Raw genomic sequence first — 18,559 nt, 5'->3', positions numbered from 1 at the left:
AAGGCGACTCTGGCCTGCTTTGTGCACCAGGCAGATAACGCTTATTCACAACGGGATGTCATAACATGTCTGATGACCAGAACAGCAGCTTACTTTACGGCCTGGAGCAGCGGATCCCGCCCCTTCCGGCCTTCTTCAGCGCCCTGCAGCATGTGCTGGCGGGGCTGGTAGGAATAATCACCCCGCCGCTGATTATTGGCGCTACGCTGGGGCTCGGCGAATGGCTGCCGTATCTGATCAGCATGTCGCTGCTGGCCTCCGGTATTGGCACTTTTCTGCAGTCCAACCGCATCTGGGGCATCGGCGCCGGGATGATCTGTATGCAGGGCACCAGCTTCGCCTTTCTCGGCGTCGCTATCGCCGGAGGGATGTGGGTCAAGGCGCAGGGCGGCGGTCCGCAGGATATTATGGCGATGCTGTTCGGCGTTAATTTTGTTGCCGCACTGGTGCCGGTTATCGTCAGCCGGTTTATTGAGCCGCTGAAGAAGCTGTTCACCCCGATTATTACCGGGAGCGTGATTGCGCTGATTGGTATCAGCCTGATCAAAGTCAGCGTCATTAACTGGTGCGGCGGCGAACAGGCGAAAGATTTTGCCAGCCCGGGCAATATTGCGCTGGGGGCCGGGACGCTGGGGGTTATTGTGTTGCTGAGCTGCGCCAAAAACCGCTGGCTGCGTCTCTCCTCCGTGGTGGTGGGGATTGCCGTCGGCTGCGCGGCCGCGGCGCTGAGCGGCAAGTTTCATCTCAGCCCGATCGGCGAGAGCTGGTTCCGCTTACCGGCGCTGTTCCCCTTTGGCTTCCAGTTTAACAGCGCGATCTTTTTACCCATCGCGCTGGTCTCGCTGGTGTGTATTCTGGAGGCGGTGGGCGATCTGACCGCCAATTGCCTGATCTCCCATCAGTCGATTGATGACGGCGCGTTCCGCTCGCGGCTGAAAGGCGGGATCCTCGCCGACGGTATCAGCTGCATGGTGGCCGCCATGCTTTGTGCATTTCCGAATACCACCTTCGCGCAAAATAACGGCGTGATCCAGATGACCGGCGTCGCCAGCCGCTACGTCGGGCGCTATATCGGCGCGATCCTGATTATGCTGGGGCTGTTCCCGCCGTTTGGCGAGATTCTGCGGCAAATCCCCACCCCGGTATTAGGCGGAGCCACCATGGTGATGTTTGGCTGCGTGGTGGCGGCGGGGATCCGTATCATTACCCAGACGCCGCTCACCCGTCGCGATATGCTGATTGTCGGTCTGGCGTTTGGTTTTGGTCTCGGTATTGAAGCGGTTCCGGCGTTTCTCTCTCACTTCCCGCCGATCGTCGGCAACCTGTTTGGCTCGGCGGCGACCAGCGGCGGGCTGGTGGCGATTGTCCTGAATCTGGTTCTTGCGGAAGAAAAAACCGCGGTAGCGGCGGTAACGCCAGGGAGCAATGATGATCGCGCTCAATCACTTTAATCAACTGGCGCACGCGGACGCCGTGCGCCTTCTGGAACCCTGCGTGGCGATTCCCGCGTGGACCGCGGCGCTGGTGGCGGGACGTCCGTACCCAAGCCTTTCCGCTCTGACGGCCTGCGCGCAGGAAAGTATGCGGGGCTGGGGGGAGGCGGAGCTGACGCAGGCGCTTAGCGCCCATCCGCGGATCGGTGAGAGAGCGGCCGGGGAGCAGGCGCACGCCGCGCTGTCGCGCCAGGAACAGTCGGCGGTCAACCCCGACGATGCGCTGCTCGCCGAGGCTTTGAAAGAGGGAAATGCCCGCTACGAAGCCCGCTTTGGCCGGGTTTTCCTGATTCGCGCCAAAGGGCGCAGCGGGGAAGAGATCTTGCAGGCGCTGACCCAGCGCCTGCAGCACAGCGAGGCGCAAGAGGTTCAGGCGGCGCTGGCGCAATTACGTGAAATTACCTTATTAAGACTGACAGGAGTCGTTGGCCCATGAATACGCTGAGCACCCATATTCTCGATATTTCGACCGGTAAACCCGCCGAAGGCGTCGCGGTGAGCCTGCTGCGGGAGGGGCAATGCCTCGCCGCCGGCGTGACCGATAGCCATGGCCGCATTGGCGAGCTGGCGCCCGGCGCGCTCGGTCCCGGCGCTTATCAGCTGGTGGCGGAGCTGGGGGCGTGGTTTGCGCGCGACGGTCGCCGGACGCTGTATCCCCGGGCGCAGATTGATTTTGTTATCGATGAACCGGCGGATGACCATTTTCATCTGCCGTTTTTGATCGCCCCCGGCGGCTGGTCAACCTATCGGGGGAGCTAGTCTGAACCCTGCGGCCCGGCTCAGGTCGTCACGCCTGCGCCGGGCATTACCATCAGATATCCCCCTGCCATACGCGCTCGCCATTGACCCATGTCTCGCTGATATTGCGTTCATCGCCTAAGGTCATCAGCACAAACAGCCGCTCAAACACCTCCTGACAGCGGCCGATCCGCAGTTTTTGCAATGGCGTTACCGCGGGGTCGATAACCACAAAATCGGCCTCTTTACCGGGCTGGAAATTACCGATCTTGTCATCGAGACGCAGGGCGCGGGCGCCCCCCAGCGTCGCATGATAAAACGCTTCGCTGGCGCGCAGGCGGTAGCTCTGGAGCTGCGCCACCTTGTAGGCTTCGCCGAGGGTACGTAGCATGCTGAAGGTGGTGCCCGCGCCAACGTCGCTGCCGATGCCGATGCGCACCTTCTGCTGCCAGCTGGCGGGCAACCGGAACAGCCCGCTGCCGAGAAACAGGTTTGAGGTCGGGCAGAAGGCGATCGCCGAGCCGGTCTCATGCAGGCACCGCCACTCCTTGTCCGCCAGATGGATCCCGTGGGCAAACACGCTGCGCTCGCCGGTCAGCTGATAGTGATGGTACACATCCAGGTAGTGCTCATGCTCCGGCCACAGACTCTTCACCCACGCTACTTCATTGAGGTTTTCGCTCAGGTGGGTCTGGAGCCAGGTATCCGGAAACTCTTCCCGCAGCCGCTGAACCGCCGCCAGCAGCTCCGGCGTGGAGGTGGGGGCAAAGCGCGGGGTGATGGCGTAGCCGAGGCGGCCGCGCTGGTGCCAGCGCTGGATCAGTTCGCGGGTCTGCCGGTAGCTCTGTTCGGCGGTTTCAGTCAGATAATCCGGCGCATGGCGGTCCATCATCACCTTGCCGGCCAGCAGGCGCATATTCAGCCGCAGGGCTTCGTTAAACAGCGCATCGACCGACTCCGGGTGCAGCGTACAGAAGACCAGCGCGGTGGTGGTGCCGTGGCTCAGCAGCTGGTTGACAAAAAATTGCGCTATCTCGGCGGCGTAGGCTTCATCGGCGAACTGGCTTTCCACCGGGAAGGTGTAGGTGGTCAGCCACTCCAGCAGCTGTTCGCCGAAGGCGCCGATCATTTCGGTCTGCGGGTAATGGACGTGCGCATCGACAAAGCCGGGCAGCAGCAGCTTACCGCGCAGGTCGGTGTAGCCCTTGCGCGGATGCAGATACGCCTCGCCCACCTGCCACGGCAGCAGCGCCTGGATTTTGCCCTCGTGAATAAACAGGATGCCATCGTCAAGATAACGCGCATGGCGGGCGATATCGTCAGCGCTCTCGGCCGGTTGGGCAATATCAAAAAACGCGCCGCGTAGGGCGGTGTGGTATTCAATCATGGTGCAGCCTTATCAGTTCCGTGAAGACAGACTTATAGAGCAAGAACAATGCCAGTTTGCCTGAAGTGAACAGGCCGCGGCGAGGACCGCGGCCGGAGGGGTTACTCTTTCTGGGCCACGACGCCGGCGTGGAAACGTGACGCGCCGGCGGCCTGACGCTCGTCGCGGGCAATCCAGCGATAGGCGACGCCGCTGAGGAACACGCCGATAAACCAGCTGAAGTTGGCCACTTCATGCAGGGCCGGGATAAAGCTGATGATCAAACCGATGGCGACCGAAGGCAGCAGGGCGGCAATCGCTTTTGGGTTAAAGCCGTTGCGATACCAGTATTTGCCTTTCGGCGAGTCATCAAACAGGTCGTCCACCGAAACCTGTCCGCGCTTAATCAGGTAGAAGTCGACGATCAGGATGCCGAACAGCGGGCCGATAAACGCGCCTAAGACATCAAGGGTGTAGTGAATCAGTTCGGGCGAGTTGAACAGGTTCCACGGCGTCAGCAGAATTGACCCTACCGCGGCGATCATCCCGCCGGTACGGAAGCTGATTTTCTGCGGCGAGCAGTTGGAGAAGTCAAACGCCGGTGAGACAAAGTTGGCGACGATATTGATCCCGATGGTGGCTGTAATCATTGTCAGCAGGCCAATGGCGACCGCCAGATCGTTACCCACGCGGCTGACGGTTTCAATCGGGTCGGTAATCATCCGGCCGAACAACGACTGGGTGCCGGAGACAATCACCACGGTGACGATCGAAAACAGCAGGAAGTTGAACGGCAGGCCCCAGCGGTTACCGCGACGGATTTCGCCCATGCTTTTCCCGTAACGTGAGAAGTCGCCGAAGTTCAGCAGCGGGCCGGAGAAATAGGAGACCACCAGCGCGGTGGCGGTGATCATCTGCCAGGTCTGCTCGCCGGCGGTCAGCGATTTGCTGGCCAGGGTAAAGGAAATGCCGTCGAATCCGGTTTTGTATACAATCCAGCCCGCCAGCGCCAGCATCACCACGTAGACCGCCGGTCCGGCGATATCAATAAAGCGCTTAATGGCGCTCATTCCGTGCCAGAAAACCATCGCCTGCAGCAGCCACATGGTGGCGAAACATAGCCAGCCGAGATGCGACAGGCCAAGGAAGGTGGCTGCGGTTAATGTCGCCAGCGCAGGCCAGAATTTGAGCAGCACCAGCATCAGCGCGTTGGCCGCCAGATAGGTCTGAATGCCGTACCAGGCGAAGGCGATCAGCCCGCGGATCACCGCCGGGATATTGGCGCCGAAGACGCCGAACGCCTGGCGACAGATCACTGCATAGGGCACGCCCGCCATCTGGCTAGGCTTCGCCACCAGGTTCGCGCACAGCTGGACAATGCAAATCCCCACCAGCAGACAGAGAAGCACCTGCCAGCTGGCCAGCCCGAGGGTGAAGAAACTCGCCGCCACCACATAGCCCCCCATGCTATGCACATCCGACATCCAGAAAGAAAAGATGTTGTACCAGCTCCAGTTCTGGTCGCGCGTCGGCGCCAGATCCTCATTACACAGCCGTGGACTGTAGCCGACGGTGGAGTCAGCGCCCTTAACCTGATGGGTATTTTGTCTATTTGGCATGAAACCTGCTCCTCTGAATGAAAACCCTTGTACGTTGCTGACAGCAGCTGTTGCAGGATTCAGGCCAGAATGGTTAATTTTGTATACAAGAAATTTATTTTATGTATACGATTGGATATCAAAAAGTAAATCCGGAGTGGGTGAATGCGTAATGAAAACCGTCTGCAGGCCGCGGCAGAACTGCATGACAAGGATGAATCCATCTATCAGGCCCTGATGACGGCGATTGTCGAACATCAGCTGCTGCCAGGCAGCAAATTGCCGGAAGAGGCGCTGGCGGAGGCGTTTGGCGTGAGCCGGACCGGGATCCGTAAAGTGCTGCAACGACTCAATGCTGTGCAAATGGTGACATTAACGCCCAAACGTGGTGCACAGGTGGCCAGCCCGACGGTGGAAGAGGCGCAGGAGATCTTCCGTACCCGTGCGCTGCTGGAGGTGGCGAATCTGCCCGAGGTGCTCGCCCGCTGTCAGCCGCCGCATCTGGCGGCGCTGGAGGCGATTATTCACCAGGAGCAGCAGGCGCATGAAGCCTACGATGGCCCGGCGGCGATCCGCTACTCCGCCGATTTCCACATCCAGCTGCAGGCGATATCCGGTAACCAGGTGCTGACCGAAATGGTTACCCGCCTGAGTCAGCGTTCTTCCCTGGTGATTGCCGCCTGGGGGGCGCCGTGGCGCCAGGGCTGCCGCTGCGACGATCATCAACAGCTCGTCGGCCTGCTGCGGGAAAAAGCCCTGCCGGCTCTCAGCGCCGCGTTGACGCACCATTTTGAACATATCGTCGCCAGCTTGTGTTTTGAACGCGCTGGCGAATGCCTGCCTGATTTCGCCCGGCTGTTTGCCGGTTACAAGGAGCCGTAATGGCCGCACTCTGTATACAAGTGATTAATCCCAACACCAACGTCGGGATGACCGAAACCATCGCCACCGCCGCTCGGGCGGCCGCCGCGCCGGGGACCGATATCGTCGCGGTCTGTCCGCAGGACGGCGTCCCGTCCATCGAAGGTCATTTTGATGAGGCGATTGCCGCCGTCGGCGTGCTGGAGCAGATCAAAGCGGGGCGCCAGCAGGGCGTGTCGGGCCACATCATCGCCTGTTTTGGCGACCCGGGGCTGCTGGCCGCGCGCGAGCTGGCGCAGGGGCCGGTGATCGGCATTGCCGAAGCGGCGATGCATATGGCGACGCTGGTGGCGACCCGCTTTTCCATCGTCACCACGCTGCCGCGCACGCTGATTATCGCCCGCCATCTGCTGCAGCAGTATGGTTTTCAGGACCACTGCGCCGCGCTGCACGCCATTGACCTGCCGGTGCTGGCGCTGGAAGACGGCAGCGGCCTGGCGCAGGAGAAGGTGCGCGCGCGCTGTATCCGGGCATTAAAAGAGGACGGCTGCGGGGCCATCGTGCTGGGCTGCGGCGGGATGGCGACGCTGGCCCAGGAGCTGACCCGCGAACTGCAGGTGCCGGTGATCGATGGCGTCAGCGCGGCGGTGAAGATGGTCGAGTCGCTGGTGGCGCTGGGTCTGTCGACCAGCAAGCGGGGAGACTTAGCGTTCCCGGAGGCGAAAACGTTGAGCGGTAAATTTCAGGCATTGAATACATTTTCAATTTAAGGGGTGGGAGATGACGTCAGCAGAACAGAATTACCCTCGCGACCTGCGAGGATACGCCGGTCAGCCGCCGCACGCGCAGTGGCCGAACCAGGCGCGCATCGCCGTGCAGTTCGTACTCAATTACGAAGAGGGGGCGGAAAACCATGTCCTGCACGGCGATGCGGGATCCGAACAGTTTCTCTCCGATATTATCGGCGCGGCCAGCTATCCCGATCGCCATATGTCGATGGACTCGTTATATGAATACGGCAGTCGCGCCGGATTCTGGCGCATCCATCAGGCGTTCCGCGCGCGCGGGCTGCCGTTGACCGTGTTTGGCGTCGGGATGGCGCTGGCGCGTCACCCGGAAATCGTGGCGGCGATTAAAGCCGCCGACTACGACGTGGTCAGCCACGGCTGGCGTTGGATCCACTATCAGCATATGGATATCGACATGGAGCGCGAGCATCTGCACAAGGCGGTGCACGTCTTAACCGACCTGTTCGGCAAGCCGCCAACCGGCTGGTACACCGGGCGGGATAGCCCCAATACCCGTCAGCTGGTGGTTGAGCACGGCGGTTTCGATTACGACAGCGACTACTATGGCGATGATTTACCCTTCTGGACCGAGGTGCAGTGCGGCGACGGTTCGCGCAAGCCGCATCTGATCGTCCCCTATACCCTCGACGCCAACGATATGCGTTTCGCCACCGCCCAGGGCTTCAACACCGCCGAGCAGTTTTACACCTATCTGAAAGACAGCTTTGATGTGCTGTACGCCGAGGGGGAGCAGGCGCCGAAGATGATGTCGATCGGCATGCATTGCCGGCTGTTAGGCCGCCCGGGGCGCTTCCGGGCGTTGCAGCGTTTTCTGGATTATGTGCAGGAGCATGAACGGGTGTGGGTCTGCACCCGTCAGCAGATCGCCGATCACTGGCGGCAGGTGCATCCATACCGGCCTTAGTGTCGGTTTCCCCGGCGCCAGCGGCTGACTCGGGAAACCGGGTCGGCGGATTGTGCGGTAGCCCGGCTATGCGCAGCGTCAGCCGGGCGAGGCGCGAGGTTAGCTCAGCAAACTGACCTGCGCGGCGACAATGCGCCAGCCAAACGGAAAACGGACCCAGGTTTGTTGCTGGCGGCCGATGCGATCGCTGCCTGCGCGGGTAAACTCGGTGCTGCACACCGCATAATCCTCGCCAAAGGTGGTGATCACCGTATGGCGTAATTCGCGCTGTAGCCCCGCCGCCGGGCGAGCGGCGCGAAAGGCGCGAATTTCATCGATCCCGTAGAGGTTCTCCCCGGCGCCCAGGCGCACCGTGCGCTTATCGTGCCAGAACAGCTCATCCAGCACTTCAATGTTGTTGCTGATCAGAGCCTCTTCATAGCGATAAAAGGCCGCCGTGACTTCGGCCAGCACCAGCGGCCGGTTAATATTATCCTGATTCATCATGCTGCTCTCTCCGCAGGTCGGGCATCGCTGATGCCCATTGCTTCCAGGACACGCGCCGCGCGCAGGCAGGCCTGTTCATTAAACGGCGCGGCAATCAGCTGCACCCCAATAGGCCGTCCCGCAGCGGTGCGTAGCGGCACCGTAACTACCGGCAGCCCTAAAAAAGAGATCGGCTGGGTGAGCATGCCCATGCTGGCGCGAATCGGCAACGCCTGGCCGTTGATTTCCATGGTGTGCTCACCGATGACGGTGGCGCTGCACGGCGTTGCCGGGGCGATCAGCACATCGGCGTGGGCAAATAGGGTTCTTGCCGCCTGGCGGGCATGGCGGCGAAAACGCTGCGCCTGCAGGTACCAGGCGGAGGGGATCATCGCTCCGGCCAGCAGACGTTCCCGCGAATTCGGTTCAAAGCGCTCCGGTTCGCGCCGCAGCGCCGGCAGGTACTGGTTGCCCCCTTCGGAGGCGCTGATAATAAACGCCGCCGAACGCGCCAGTTCGGCTTCGGGGAACAGATGCTCTTCCCGGGCATCGAGGGCCTGGGCGACGCGAGCCACCGCGGCACGCGCATCGTCATCGCACCAGCGGGTAAAATAGCCGCCGAGCACCCCGCAGCGCAGCCCTTCCGCACCGCGCTCCAGCAGGTGGCTGGTGGGGGCAACGGCGCGATCGGCCTGAAAATCATCGTCAGGATCGCGCCCCTGCAGGACATCGTATACCGTTGCCAGATCGTCGACGTGACGGGCAAACGGGCCAATATGGTCGAGGCTGGCGACGAACGGGTGGCTACCGGCGCGCGACAGACGGCCAAACGTCGGTTTCAGGCCAAAGATCCCGCACAACGAGGCTGGAACGCGGATCGAGCCGTTAGTGTCGCTACCCAGCGAGAAGTGAACCAGCCCGGCGGCAACCGCCGCCGCCGAACCGCCGGATGAGCCGCCGGCGATGCGTTGCAGATCGTGCGGATTATGCGTGGCGCCGTAGTGGCTGTTTTCCGTGGTAAACCCGTAGGCGTAGGCGTCCATATTCAGCATTCCGGAGAGCAGGCCGCCCGCGGCGTGGATCTGGCGGACCGCCCAGCCGTCCACGGCGGCAGGCGGCTGGGCGCTGAATAGCCGGGCACCGGCGAGAGTCGTTTCACCGGCGACATCAAACAGGTTTTTTACCGCATAGGCGATCCCCGCCAGCGCGGGCAGCGGCTGCTTTGCCCGGCGCAGGGCGTCAATATGATCGGCTTCGGCGAGCATCCGCCGTTCGGTGATCTGGGTCCAGGCGTTGAGCTGGGGGTTAACCCGCGCAATATCGTCCAGGGTACTGCGGGCCATCTCTCTGGCGCTCAGCTCGCCGTCGGCCAGCGCGCGCTGAATATCGGCGATAGTCATCTCATTGAGCTTCATGCTTTGTACACTCCGGCAATCTCCAGGCGCTGATCGAGCGGGTAGGCCATCAGCGGTTCGGCCATCGCGGCAATGCGGCTGAACTGCAGCTGCAGTTCGCCGCGGCGGGCGTCGTCCAGCTCCAGCGCGAGGATCTGTTCCATTTGCGCCAGGTAGGTATTCCAGTCGGGGATCGTGGTCTTCATGGTTAACTCCTAATATCCGGCGGCTGCGCCGTTACTGCGTGGATCGGCGGCCCCTTCAAACAGGCCGTTGGGGTGGCGGACGATGGCGCCGGCGTGGCCCATGGCTTCGCTGAAATCGGGCAGGATCTCGACGTCATGACCCAGCTCCCGCAGGCGGGCGATGCTCTGCGGCGTAAAGCGCCCCTCCAGCTTCAGCGAGTCTGAGGTTTGCCCCCAGGTGCGACCTAGCAGCCAGCGCGGCCGGGAAATACTCTCCTGCAGCGGAACGCCCTGCAGGACATAGCGGGTGAAGATGGCCGCCTGGGTTTGCGGTTGCCCGTCGCCGCCCATCGAACCATACACCATCACCCGGCCATCGCGGAGGCGGGCGGCGGCGGGATTGAGGGTATGGAACGGCTGTTTACCGGGGGCCAGCGCCAGCAGGTGGGCGGGGTCGAGGCTGAACGACGCCCCGCGGTTTTGCCAGACAATCCCGCTATCCGGCAGCACGACGCCGCTGCCGAACTCATGATAGAGACTTTGAATAAAGGAAACCGCCAGCCCGCTGCTATCCATCACCCCCATCCACACGGTATCGCCGGGGCCTTTCCCCGCTCCCCACGGGGCGGCGCGCTGGTCATCGACCTGCGCGGCCATCTGCTGCAGCGCCTGCGGATCCAGCAGGCTCTGCATATCGACAGCAAGATGTTGCGGGTCGGTGATATGGGCGTCGCGCAGGGCAAAGGCCAGCTTGGTGGCCTCGACGATCCGATGCACGGTCTGCGCGTCATCGGCTTGATCCATTGCCAGCCGATCGGTAATACCGAGGATCGCCAGCGAGACCAGCCCCTGCGTCGGCGGCGCCAGGTTCCACAGCTCCCCGTGCTGATGCGCAAGTTTCAGCGGCGCAGGGCGGCGGGCGTGATGCCGCTGCAGGTCATCGAGGGTGATGGGGAGCCCATATGTTGCCATCCCTTCAGCCAGTCGCTCCGCCAGCGGACCGCGATAAAAGCTATCGAGACCCTCTTCGACCAGCCGCGTCAGCGTGGCGGCCAGCGCCGGCTGATAAAAACGGCTGCCGGTTTCCGGCGGCTGGCCGTTGACCAGGAAGGTCTCCGCGAAGCCCGGCAGGTCGTGGAGTTCGGCGAATTTACTGGCGGTGGCGCTGGACTGAGACGCGGTTACCGGCGCGCCATCGGCCGCATAGCCGATCGCATCTTCCAGCAGGCGGCCCAGCGGCAGCGCTTTCCCGGTCAGCGAGTGTGATACCTTCAGGGCCTCATCCCAGCCGCTGACGGTACCGGCGACGGTCAGCGCCGCCTGCGGGCCGCGGTGCGGAATATGCGCCAGTCCGGCATAGGCCTCCGGCGTCGCCAGAGAACCCGCCGCGCCGCTGGCATCTATGGCGATGGGCTCGCCTTCCGGCGGCACAATCAGCCAGAAACCATCGCCGCCCAGGCCATTCATATGCGGGTAGACCACGGCGATAGTCGCCGCGGCGGCCACCATCGCCTCGATTGCGCTTCCGCCTTCGCGCAGTACGGCAAGCGCGCTTTGGCTTGCCAGATGATGGGGGGCGACAGCCATCCCGTGGGCGGATACATTACTCTGCATGGGTTGTCCTCATGATCCAATCGTGCAATGAGGTTTGCAAAAGCTGTTCCACTTTGAAAGTAAAGTTTCAGCTATCCAGGCAGCGGCCTTTTTTCTTAAACTGGCATGCATTGTGAAAGGGCTTACATGTCTATACCCGGCATACGACAGGTTGCATGGGTGTTGGTTTTCCTCGCTCTCCCCCCGTCACTTACGGGAGCAAGCTGCCGGGGATTCCCGCATCGCCGCGTGATTCGACCTTTGGCCTCACCCCTGCGGGGCCAGCGCGCGCTGTTCAAAACGGTTAACCGTTTTACCCTGTAAGCCGAGGTATTGAGGGGATCGTTTGATGAAACAAAAGTTACAGAGGCTTTATGGAACAACTTGATGAACGCCTGAAAGGGCAATATGCGTCATTGTCGCCTCAGGAACAGCGGGTGGCGGATTTTATTTTCGATCACTTTGACGACCTGATTAGCTATAACAGCGCGGAGCTGGCGCAGCTGAGCGGGGTATCCAAAGCCACGGTGAGCCGTCTGTTTAAGCGGCTGGGGTATGAAAAGTATAAGGATATGCGCGACGAACTGCGCACCTTACGCCAGAGCGGGATGCCGCTCACCGATCACCGCGACGCGGTGCAGGGTAACACGCTGCTGGCGCGCCATTATAAACAGGAAATGGCGAATCTGACGCAGTGGGTCAACGCGCTTGACGCGCAGCAGTTTGCCGAGGCGATTAGCGGCATGGTCAAGGCCCGGCGTATCGTCATTATCGGGATGCGTAACGCCTATCCTGCGGCGCTGCACCTGCGTCAGCAGCTGCTGCAGGCGCGCGGCCAGGTGCTGGTTCTGCCGCAGCCGGGACAGAGTTTAAGCGAAGAGCTGGTGGATCTTTCGCCGGACGATCTGGTGGTGGTGATGGCGTTTCGCCGCCGTCCGCGCATTATTCGCCCGCTGCTGCAACAGCTGCAGCTGCACGGCATTCCGGTGCTGTTGATGTGCGAGCCGCAGGCCTACAGCCTGTTTCCGCTGGCGCGCTGGCAACTTTGCGCGCCGCTGGATAGCGTTTCGGCCTATGACAGCTACGGCGCGGTTAACAGTTTAATTAACCTGCTGGCGAATGCGTTCCTGCATGAAATTCTCGATAAAGGTCGCCCGCGGATTCACGAAATCGCCACCCTCTATCAGCAGCTGGATGAACTTGAGCAGCGATAATGGGGCCTCAGGCTGGTGCTTTGCATTGTTTTGGTGCAATAAAATAGTGGGGAAATGATCGCCATTTTCTCACTTTTTTTCGCTATATCTTGTTTCTTCTCTTTTTTCTCACGCTTTTCAACGCCCCCCTCTCATTTTTTGTATCTGGCACATTAGTTGCAGAAGTTTATTTAAAGAATCTTTTGTTTCATACTAACGTAACGGGTAAACATCATGAAAAAACTGCTGATCGCACTGGCCGGGGCCGCTTGTCTGTTCACGCAAATCACAGCGGCGAAAGCCGACCAGCTGCAGGATATCGAAAAGCGCGGCGTGATTCGCATTGCGGTTCCGCAGGATTTCCCGCCGTTCGGTTCGGTGGGGACCGATCTCCAGCCGCAGGGCTATGACATCGATATGGCGCGTTATCTCGCCAAACAGATGAAGCTCAAGCTGCAGCTGGTGCCGGTGACCAGCGCCAACCGGGTGCCTTACCTGCAAACCGATAAAGTGGATCTGGTGATCTCCAGCCTCGGCAAAAATGCGGAACGCGAGAAGGTCATTGATTTTAGCCGCCCCTATGCGCCGTTCTTCCTTGGCGTATTCGGCCCGAAAGGGGAAGAGCTGAAAGATGCGGCGGCGCTCGGCGGCAAAACCGTCGGCGTCACCCGTGGCGCGGTGGAAGATATGGTGCTGACCAGCATTGCGCCGAAAGAGGCGCAGATTAAACGCTATGAAGACAACAACACCACGCTGTCGGCTTATCTGTCAGGCCAGGTGCAGTACGTGGCGACCGGTAACCTGGTGGTGGCGGCGATTTCCCGGCAAAACCCGGCTAAAGCGCCGGTACCGAGCTTTATGCTGAAAGATTCGCCGTGCGTGATCGGCCTGAAGAAAAATGAGCCGGCGCTGAAAACGAAAGTCGATGCGCTGATCGAGCAGGGAATTAAAGACGGCACCCTGAACAATTTGTCCCGGCAGTGGCTGAAAGCGCCGTTGCCCGCAGACTTTGCCGAATAAGGCCTGCGAATGACGGAACAACTTCATTTTTCTGAGCTTTGGCCGCACTGGCCGGAGCTGCTGGCGGGGCTGTGGGTGACCATTCAGCTGACGGTGCTGGCGACGGTCGGCGGCCTGGCTATCGGCATCTTCGGCGCCGCTATTCGTAGCGGGCGCGCCACCTGGTTCAGCCGTCTGTGGGGCGGCTACGTGGAGCTTATCCGCAATACGCCGTTTGTGGTTCAGCTGTTTTTCATCGTCTTCGGTCTGCCTAACCTGGGGCTGAAGATGACGGCGGGCGAAGCCGCGCTGCTGGCGATGGTGGTGAACCTTGGCGCCTACAGCACCGAGATCGTTCGCGCCGGGATCCAGGTGACGCCAAAAGGCCAGTGGGAAGCCGGCCGCGTACTGGGGCTCAGCCGCACGCAGACCTTTATTCAGGTGGTGCTGCCGCCGGCGCTGCAGCGGATTTACCCGGCGCTGGTGAGCCAGTGCATTATCGTGATGCTGGGGTCGTCGGTGGTGTCGCAGGTTTCTTATGAAGAGCTGACCTTTGCCGCCAACCTGATCCAGTCGCGGACGTTTCTGAGCTTTGAGGTCTATCTGGTGACGACGGGGATCTATTTAGTGCTTTCGATAACAATGCGTCAGCTGCTGATGGCGGCAGGACGGAAATGGCTGAGGGTCCAGGCATGATCACCACCTTTACCGATTGGGACATCGTCCGTAACCTGCTGCTGGCCGGGCGCTGGACGGTGCTGCTGTCGCTGGTGGCGTTTATCGGCGGCGCGCTGGTGACGTTGCCGCTGCTGCTGCTGCGCCTCACCGGCGGACGGCAGGTTAAGCGCCTGATTCGCGGCTATATCGAGCTGTTTCAGGGCACGCCGCTGCTGATGCAGCTGTTTCTCGCCTTCTTCGGCGTGGCGCTGTTCGGCATTGACGTCTCGCCGTGGACCGCCGCGTCGCTGGCGCTGACCTTCTACACCAGCGCCTTTTTACTCGATATCTGGTTCGGCAGCATCCGCGCGTTGCCGAAAGGGCAGTGGGAAGCCTCGCGCTGTCTGGGGCTCAGTTTCGCCCAGACCCTGTATCGCGTGGTGGCGCCGCAGGCGCTGCGCATCGCCATCGCCCCGACCGTCGGTTTTGCCGTCCAGGTGGTGAAAGGCACCGCGCTGGCCTCGATTATCGGCTTTGTCGAGCTGACCAAGGCCGGAACGATGCTCACCAACGTGACCTATCAGCCATTTAAAGTCTTTGCGCTGGTGGCGCTGGGCTACTTCATTCTGTGCTACCCGCTGTCCCGCTACAGCCGCTATCTGGAGAATAAATTCAATGCCTCTCATCACCATTAATCAGATGCAGAAGTACTACGGGGATAACCACGTGCTCAAAGGGGTCGATCTGGATATCGATATGGGCGAGGTCATCTCGATTATCGGTCGTAGCGGCTCGGGGAAAAGTACGCTGCTGCGCTGCATCAACGGGCTGGAAGGGTACCAGGAAGGCAGCATTAAGCTGGGCGGAATGACCATTACCGATCGTGATTCACAGGCGCGGGAAATCAGCCGCTCCATCGGGATGGTGTTCCAGAATTTTAATCTGTTTCCGCACATGACCGCGCTGGAGAATGTGATGCTGGCGCCGCGGCGGGTGCTGAAAAAAAGCGCCGCGGAATGTCGCGATCTCGCCCGGCGCATGCTGGAGAAGGTGGGGCTGGGCGACCGCCTGGACTACTATCCCTCCAGCCTCTCCGGCGGCCAGCAGCAGCGGGTGGCGATTGCCCGCGCGCTGGCGATGTCGCCAAAAGTCTTACTCTGTGACGAGATTACCTCGGCGCTGGATCCTGAACTGGTGGGCGAAGTGCTCAAGGTGCTGGAGCAGCTGGCGGCGGAGGGGATGACGCTGATCCTCGTCACCCATGAAATGAATTTTGCCCGTGAAGTGGGCGACCGGGTGGTGTTTATGCATCAGGGGCGGGTCTGGGAACAGGGCGACAGCAAAACGCTGTTTGCCAACCCGCAGACTAACGAACTGAAGCAGTTTATCTCATCCGTGCGCGGCCTGAATTAATCAAAGGAATCTAAGATGGATATCGCTCAATTTTCGCAAATCAATCCGCCGCAGCGTCTGCTGATGGGACCGGGGCCGATTAACGCCGATCCGCGCGTGCTGCGCGCCATGTCGAGCCAGCTGATTGGCCAGTATGACCCGGCGATGACCCACTATATGAATGAAGTGATGGCCCTTTATCGCGGCGTGTTTCGGACCGATAACCGCTGGACGATGCTGGTGGACGGCACCTCGCGCGCCGGGATCGAGGCGATCCTGATTTCGTCAATTCGCCCCGGCGACAAAGTGCTGGTGCCGGTATTTGGCCGCTTTGGTCATCTGCTATGTGAAATCGCCCGCCGCTGCCGGGCGGAGGTCCATACCATTGAGGTGCCGTGGGGCGAAGTCTTCACCCCCGACCAGGTTGAAGAGGCGATCAGGCGCGTGCGCCCGCGTCTGCTGCTGACGGTGCAGGGCGATACCTCGACCACCATGCTCCAGCCGCTGGCGGAGCTGGGAGAGATCTGCCGCCGTTACGACGTGCTGTTCTACACCGACGCCACCGCGTCGCTGGGCGGCAACGCCCTGGAGACCGACGCGTGGGGTCTGGATGCGGTATCCGCCGGGATGCAGAAATGCCTCGGCGGCCCGTCCGGCACCTCGCCGATTACCCTCAGCGCGCGCATGGAGGAGGTGATTCGCCGCCGCAAATGCGTGGAGGAGGGCATTCGTACCGACGCCCATCTCGATGGCGTCGATGAGATGGTTTACTCCAACTACTTCGACCTCGGCATGGTGATGGATTACTGGGGGCCGGAGCGCCTGAACCACCATACCGAAGCCACTTCCGCGCTGTTTGCCGCCCGCGAATGCGCCCGGCTGATTCTGCAGGAAGGGCTGGATAACGGCATCGCCCGACATAAGCTGCATGGCGATGCGTTGGTCAAAGGGATCCAGGCGATGGGGCTGGAAACCTTCGGCGACCTGAAACATAAGATGAACAACGTGCTGGGGGTGGTGATTCCGCAGGGGGTCAACGGCGACCAGGTGCGGAAGCTGATGCTGGAAGATTTTGGGATTGAGATCGGTACCTCCTTCGGCCCGCTGCATGGCAAAGTGTGGCGTATCGGCACCATGGGCTACAACGCGCGTAAAGATTGTGTGATGACCACGCTCAGCGCGCTGGAGTCGGTGCTCAACTATCTGAAGTTCACCACCACCCAGGGCGCGGCCATGCAGGCGGCGTGGGACCATTATCGCAGCGAGAGCCCGCTATGAGCCAACCAGCACGCCAGCAGGCGGAGAGTTCGGAGGCCGCGGCACGGGTAATGGCCCGCGCCGATGAGCTGGCATCGATCAGCGAAACCCCGGAGGGGCTGACCCGGGTCTATCTTTCACCGCAGCATCTGCAGGCCAATCAGCGGGTGGCCCGCTGGATGATGCAGGCGGGCATGACCGTCTGGCAGGATAGCGTCGGCAATATTTGCGGGCGCTATGAAGGGCAGCAGGAGGGGGCGGCGGCCATTTTACTCGGCTCTCACCTGGACACGGTGCGCAACGCCGGGCGATATGACGGCATGCTCGGCGTCCTGACGGCCATTGAAGTGGTGCATCACCTCCATCGCCAGGGTCGCCGTCTGGCGAAAGCCATTGAAATTGTCGGTTTCGGCGATGAAGAGGGGACCCGTTTCGGGATTACGCTGCTCGGCAGCCGCGGCCTGACGGGAAGCTGGCCGGAGGGCTGGCTGGCGCAGACCGATGGGGATGGCATCAGCGTGGCGCAGGCGATGGTCAACGCCGGGCTCGACCCGGCCCGTATTGGCCTGGCGGCGCGCCCGGTAGCGGATATTGCCGCCTATCTGGAGCTGCACATTGAGCAGGGTCCGTGCCTTGAGCGGGAAGGGCTGGCGCTGGGCGTGGTGGAGGCCATCAACGGCGCGCGTCGCCTGAACTGCCGCTTTACCGGCGAGGCGGGGCACGCGGGGACGGTGCCGATGAGCCATCGCCGCGATGCGCTGGCCGCTGCTGCCGAGTGGATGATGCTCATTGAAACGAGCACCCGCCAGCAGGGCGGCAACCTGGTTGCCACCGTCGGCACGCTGCGCTGTTCGCCCGCGGCGGTCAACGTTATCCCTGGCGAAGTGGCGCTGACGCTGGATATTCGCGGCCCGCACGATCGGCCGCTGGACACGCTTCTGAGCTCGCTGCTGGCGGGGGCGCGAGAGATTGCCGCGCGTCGTCACCTGCAGTTCGGGGCGGAAGAGTTCTACCGCATTGCGGCCACCGCCTGCGATTCGACCTTACAGGCGGTGTTAACGCAGGCGGTACGCGACGTGCAGGGAGCGTCTCTGTCGCTGCCGAGCGGCGCAGGGCATGATGCCATCGCCATCGCCGAACGTTGGCCGGTCGGTATGCTGTTCGTGCGCTGTAAAGGCGGCGTCAGCCACCATCCGGCGGAGTCGGTAACCGCCGCTGATGTTGGGCTGGCGATTGCGGCATTCGGCCGGGCGGTGCAGACGCTGGCGGACAGCGAGTAATCCGTTGGCGCGGCGCAAGATAAACCCCGCCGGGATGGTGGGGCTGCCAGCCGCGCCACTGACTTCGTCGCCATGGATGGGGAGCCCGTTGGAATTATTCCGCGGGGTCAGTCTATTCTTGTGGTCAGCGATCCGTGACGCCGTTAAGTTCTCTCCGCATTATTATTTAACCCTCAGAACATTATCGTTTTTATTCGCCGGGCATCGGCAGGCGACTATGCTACTTTTTGAAACTTTGTGGTTGTTGCCGCATTAACGTGCCGTACGTCGACGCGCGTTCTCAATCGTTGAACGATGAGCCTCAGGACGCTTTGATCAAGAAAGTCGATCGGGCGCTGAACGCCGCCAGGCAGAGCGGCCGCGGGCGGTATGGGC

At 61.5% G+C, this 18,559-nt stretch carries 19 protein-coding genes; 13 read left to right on the top strand and 6 right to left on the bottom strand.

The window, feature by feature from the left end:
* Positions 1-65: 65 nt before the first annotated feature.
* Genes ACI2JR_RS07010 through uraH form a run of 3 tightly spaced genes read left to right on the top strand, consistent with a single transcriptional unit; the run spans position 66 to position 2,252 of the window.
* Positions 66-1,451 carry a nucleobase:cation symporter-2 family protein gene (locus ACI2JR_RS07010; protein ID WP_132727232.1) on the top strand — a complete coding sequence of 462 codons (1,386 nt, stop codon included), beginning with the start codon at positions 66-68 and terminating at the stop codon, positions 1,449-1,451.
* Positions 1,429-1,929: a 2-oxo-4-hydroxy-4-carboxy-5-ureidoimidazoline decarboxylase gene (gene uraD / locus ACI2JR_RS07005; protein ID WP_462478242.1), complete on the top strand. Its 501-nt coding sequence runs from the start codon at positions 1,429-1,431 to the stop codon at positions 1,927-1,929. Before ACI2JR_RS07010 ends, uraD begins: the two co-directional genes overlap by 23 nt.
* On the top strand, positions 1,926-2,252 hold the full coding sequence (gene uraH / locus ACI2JR_RS07000) for a hydroxyisourate hydrolase (protein WP_132727230.1): 327 nt from the start codon (positions 1,926-1,928) through the stop codon (positions 2,250-2,252). Before uraD ends, uraH begins: the two co-directional genes overlap by 4 nt.
* A gap of 52 nt (positions 2,253-2,304) precedes the next feature.
* Here uraH and guaD read toward each other — a convergent pair whose 3' ends face one another.
* Both guaD and ACI2JR_RS06990 read right to left on the bottom strand, forming a co-directional pair.
* Positions 2,305-3,618: a guanine deaminase gene (gene guaD / locus ACI2JR_RS06995; protein ID WP_462478205.1), complete on the bottom strand. Its 1,314-nt coding sequence runs from the start codon at positions 3,616-3,618 to the stop codon at positions 2,305-2,307.
* Between the two features lie 101 nt (positions 3,619-3,719).
* Positions 3,720-5,216 (bottom strand): NCS1 family nucleobase:cation symporter-1, encoded by a 1,497-nt coding sequence (locus tag ACI2JR_RS06990; RefSeq protein ID WP_462478204.1) that lies wholly within the window; start codon positions 5,214-5,216, stop codon positions 3,720-3,722.
* Between the two features lie 144 nt (positions 5,217-5,360).
* Here ACI2JR_RS06990 and ACI2JR_RS06985 point away from each other — a divergent pair, with 144 nt between their 5' ends.
* From ACI2JR_RS06985 to puuE, 3 genes are read left to right on the top strand one after another with little or no spacing between them, the layout of a single operon-like run.
* Entirely contained in the window at positions 5,361-6,077 is a 717-nt protein-coding gene (locus ACI2JR_RS06985; protein ID WP_132727221.1) for a GntR family transcriptional regulator, read from the top strand.
* On the top strand, positions 6,077-6,826 hold the full coding sequence (gene hpxA / locus ACI2JR_RS06980; RefSeq protein WP_132727218.1) for an allantoin racemase: 750 nt from the start codon (positions 6,077-6,079) through the stop codon (positions 6,824-6,826). Before ACI2JR_RS06985 ends, hpxA begins: the two co-directional genes overlap by 1 nt.
* 10 nt (positions 6,827-6,836) lie before the next feature.
* Positions 6,837-7,769, top strand: coding sequence for an allantoinase PuuE (gene puuE / locus ACI2JR_RS06975; protein ID WP_132727215.1), 933 nt, complete (start codon positions 6,837-6,839; stop codon positions 7,767-7,769).
* Positions 7,770-7,868: 99 nt separating this feature from the next.
* Here puuE and hpxZ read toward each other — a convergent pair whose 3' ends face one another.
* From hpxZ to hpxW, 4 genes are read right to left on the bottom strand one after another with little or no spacing between them, the layout of a single operon-like run.
* Positions 7,869-8,255, bottom strand: coding sequence for an oxalurate catabolism protein HpxZ (gene hpxZ, locus ACI2JR_RS06970; protein ID WP_132727212.1), 387 nt, complete (start codon positions 8,253-8,255; stop codon positions 7,869-7,871).
* Positions 8,252-9,649 carry an AtzE family amidohydrolase gene (locus ACI2JR_RS06965; RefSeq protein ID WP_462478203.1) on the bottom strand — a complete coding sequence of 466 codons (1,398 nt, stop codon included), beginning with the start codon at positions 9,647-9,649 and terminating at the stop codon, positions 8,252-8,254. The genes hpxZ and ACI2JR_RS06965 overlap by 4 nt, the downstream gene beginning before the upstream one ends.
* Positions 9,646-9,834 (bottom strand): oxalurate catabolism protein HpxX, encoded by a 189-nt coding sequence (hpxX, locus tag ACI2JR_RS06960; protein WP_132727206.1) that lies wholly within the window; start codon positions 9,832-9,834, stop codon positions 9,646-9,648. Before hpxX ends, ACI2JR_RS06965 begins: the two co-directional genes overlap by 4 nt.
* 9 nt (positions 9,835-9,843) lie before the next feature.
* Positions 9,844-11,427 (bottom strand): oxamate amidohydrolase, encoded by a 1,584-nt coding sequence (hpxW, locus tag ACI2JR_RS06955; protein WP_132727203.1) that lies wholly within the window; start codon positions 11,425-11,427, stop codon positions 9,844-9,846.
* A gap of 353 nt (positions 11,428-11,780) precedes the next feature.
* On the opposite strand from hpxW, the gene hpxU reads away from it, so the two are divergent.
* The 7 genes from hpxU (at position 11,781) to hpxK (ending at position 18,184) form a co-directional block, all read left to right on the top strand.
* Entirely contained in the window at positions 11,781-12,620 is an 840-nt protein-coding gene (hpxU, locus tag ACI2JR_RS06950; RefSeq protein WP_132727201.1) for a MurR/RpiR family transcriptional regulator HpxU, read from the top strand.
* Positions 12,621-12,833: 213 nt separating this feature from the next.
* Entirely contained in the window at positions 12,834-13,619 is a 786-nt protein-coding gene (locus tag ACI2JR_RS06945; protein ID WP_462478202.1) for a transporter substrate-binding domain-containing protein, read from the top strand.
* Positions 13,620-13,628: 9 nt separating this feature from the next.
* A complete protein-coding gene (locus ACI2JR_RS06940; protein ID WP_132727195.1) occupies positions 13,629-14,294 on the top strand; it encodes an amino acid ABC transporter permease in 666 nt (221 codons plus the stop codon).
* Positions 14,294-14,950: an amino acid ABC transporter permease gene (locus tag ACI2JR_RS06935; protein ID WP_165905675.1), complete on the top strand. Its 657-nt coding sequence runs from the start codon at positions 14,294-14,296 to the stop codon at positions 14,948-14,950. The genes ACI2JR_RS06940 and ACI2JR_RS06935 overlap by 1 nt, the downstream gene beginning before the upstream one ends.
* Complete coding sequence (locus tag ACI2JR_RS06930) at positions 14,931-15,668, top strand: amino acid ABC transporter ATP-binding protein (protein WP_132727192.1); 738 nt, start codon at positions 14,931-14,933, stop codon at positions 15,666-15,668. The genes ACI2JR_RS06935 and ACI2JR_RS06930 overlap by 20 nt, the downstream gene beginning before the upstream one ends.
* Before the next feature lie 15 nt (positions 15,669-15,683).
* Positions 15,684-16,925 (top strand): pyridoxal-phosphate-dependent aminotransferase family protein, encoded by a 1,242-nt coding sequence (locus tag ACI2JR_RS06925; protein ID WP_132727189.1) that lies wholly within the window; start codon positions 15,684-15,686, stop codon positions 16,923-16,925.
* A complete protein-coding gene (gene hpxK, locus ACI2JR_RS06920; protein ID WP_132727186.1) occupies positions 16,922-18,184 on the top strand; it encodes an allantoate amidohydrolase in 1,263 nt (420 codons plus the stop codon). Before ACI2JR_RS06925 ends, hpxK begins: the two co-directional genes overlap by 4 nt.
* The last annotated feature ends 375 nt before the right edge of the window (positions 18,185-18,559 follow it).

This window comes from Klebsiella sp. NPDC088457 (assembly GCF_044900465.1).
GTDB lineage: Bacteria > Pseudomonadota > Gammaproteobacteria > Enterobacterales > Enterobacteriaceae > Klebsiella.
The sequence above is the reverse complement of the archived record's forward strand: the minus strand, read 5'-3'. Positions and strand labels throughout refer to the sequence as shown.